This is a genomic window from Polaribacter sp. (genome assembly GCF_965656025.1).
Taxonomy (GTDB): domain Bacteria; phylum Bacteroidota; class Bacteroidia; order Flavobacteriales; family Flavobacteriaceae; genus Polaribacter.
Genome location: NZ_CBFHJT010000128.1, coordinates 1 through 2,264, shown reverse-complemented (window position 1 = coordinate 2,264; position 2,264 = coordinate 1). Strand labels below are relative to the sequence as shown.

At 27.1% G+C, this 2,264-nt stretch carries 2 protein-coding genes; both read left to right on the top strand.

Annotated features, from left to right (window positions below; all coding sequences use genetic code 11):
* The coding region (locus ACTG3S_RS14265; protein ID WP_439130001.1) for a phosphorylase family protein at positions 1-321 on the top strand (321 nt) is incomplete at its 5' end.
* Positions 322-330: 9 nt separating this feature from the next.
* Positions 331-1,845 carry a hypothetical protein gene (locus ACTG3S_RS14260; protein WP_439130000.1) on the top strand — a complete coding sequence of 505 codons (1,515 nt, stop codon included), beginning with the start codon at positions 331-333 and terminating at the stop codon, positions 1,843-1,845.
* Positions 1,846-2,264 lie beyond the last annotated feature (419 nt).

The window sequence follows — 2,264 nt, the reverse complement described above, 5'->3', positions numbered from 1 at the left end:
AAAATAAAAGCCATTGCAATTGCCCAAAACATCCAATTACACGAAGGTGTATATGCAAGTGTTTTAGGTCCGCAATTAGAAACGAGAGCAGAATATAGAATGTTGCAAATTTTAGAAACAGATGCTGTAGGTATGAGCACCGTTCCTGAAGTGATTGTTGCCAAGCAATTGAACTTACCTTGTGCCGCAATTTCTGTGCTAACAGACGAATGTGACCCAAAAAATCTACAACCTGTAAATATTGCAGAAATTATAGCCATTGCTGGGGAAGCTGAACCCAAAATGATTGCTTTGTTTAAAGGGGTTATTGAGGTTTTATAAAACTAAAAAATGAAGTACAAATTAGCGCTATTCTTTTTATGGTTTGCCATAACCAATCTGCAGTCTCAAAATATTGATTTTAAAAAAGGAGAAATTGTTAAAGATAGATTGTTTTTAAGGGATAAAAATGAAATTTCTATAACTGATGATACAGGTAATTTTTACACCATAAGACCTGAAAGAAGTAGCGGTTTTTTTTACAATTATTTTGTCGAATTTTATAATGATGTAGATTTCACTGAACGAATTAAAATTAAGAGTGAAAAGAAAATAAAAATCTTAAAAACATTTATTAAAAACAGAAAAATTTATCTGTTTATCAAAGAAGAGCTTAAGAAAGGATTTTCTTTACGCTTTGATATTATTGATACACAGAATAAGAGTAAAAGTCAAAAAGAAGTTTTAAAAGTTTATAAAAAGAGCAATCCAAGTTTTTATAAATCTCTTAAAGAGGATTCTTTTATTTATTTAGATAATAACGCTAACATCATTTTATCAATACCTGTTAAAGAAGATAAAAAAACATTTGTTTTTGTAAAAGTATTATCAAAAAAGCTAGAAACGCTCTCTGAACATAAAATATTTGCTGATGACAGCCTTTCTTCTAAATATACACGCTACTTAAGTACTATTCAATTTAAAAACACAATATATTTTCTATTTAATTTATCTTTAAATAAAAAGGATCGAATTTATAGATTGATTGAATTGAAAGATGAAAAGAAAAAAACGTTAGATATTCCTATTGCAACGAACACTTATGAATTGATTGCCACTAAAGTTAAAAATTCTGAACTTATTATAAGTGGTTTGTATTCTAAAAAGGTAAAAGGTGGTTTTGAAGGGGTTACTTACTATAAAATAGGTTTAAATACTTTCTCTTTAAACGTTCAAAAACAAAGTGTTTTTAAGAATGACAAAATTAAAAATTATTTTAAAGGTTTTTTTAGAAATAATAGAAGTATTGATATCAAAAATATTTTTTTAGATGAAGATTTGAATACATATTTAGTTTCTCAATTTTATATTTTAAGAAGGCAAAGTATACCCATAGGAATTCCTATTGCCACTATAGGTTCTTCAGTACTTATTACCTTTAATCCAATTAGCATTAAATACAAACTTTATGATGATTTGTTAATGTGTAAAATAAACAATAATGGGGATTTAGATTGGGAAAAAAGTTTAGAGTTTGCAGAAATTGAAAGAACATCATCAAGATCTAACAAAAAAGATTCTTCTGTTTTTGCTTTTTTTTATGAGAACAATATCAATTTACTTGTTAATGGATACATAAAAAATAACGCTAAAAAAGTTATTATTAAACAAGACAAACGTTTCTCTAAAACCAAATTTTACAATGTAAAAATAGATAGTACTGGAACAAAGTACCTAAAAACGATATTTTCAAATAAAGATTCTGACATCATATTTAGAGCAGGACAGACTGTTTTATCTGACAATATACTATATAATTTAGGTCAAGGGAATATGAGAAAACAACTACTAAAAATAAAATTTTAAATCAATTAAAAATACATTGATTTTCAAGCACAGCATGCTCAACAACTTCAAATCCTCGATCCTAGAAAGCACAGGCGCAACCGCTTTGCAAGAAAAAGAAATCCTACAAGAGTTATGGAGTGGTTATGGTACCATTAAATCTAATTCTACTCACTAAAAATGCTACCATAGTTGCTAAATTGATAAAGGTCTATATTTTTCTGTTCTAAAGACGCTTTATAAGCTTTAAGGTCCTTTTCAATAAATTTTTCTTGATGTTTGTGCAAACTCAGAATGTAAAATCAAAAAAAAAATGATAAGAAAACTTTTATTTTTTGTTATGCTTACCTATTATTATTTATTTTCTATTCTTTTGAGTATATCATAAACCAAAATCATTGCATTTTTTGAAGCCTCTAGCTGATTTAAAGAACCAGAAA

Coding starts and splice junctions, on each gene's coding strand:
- ACTG3S_RS14260 (WP_439130000.1), top strand. CDS start 331: ATGAAGTACAAATTAGCGCTATTCTTTTTATGGTTTGCCATAACCAAT.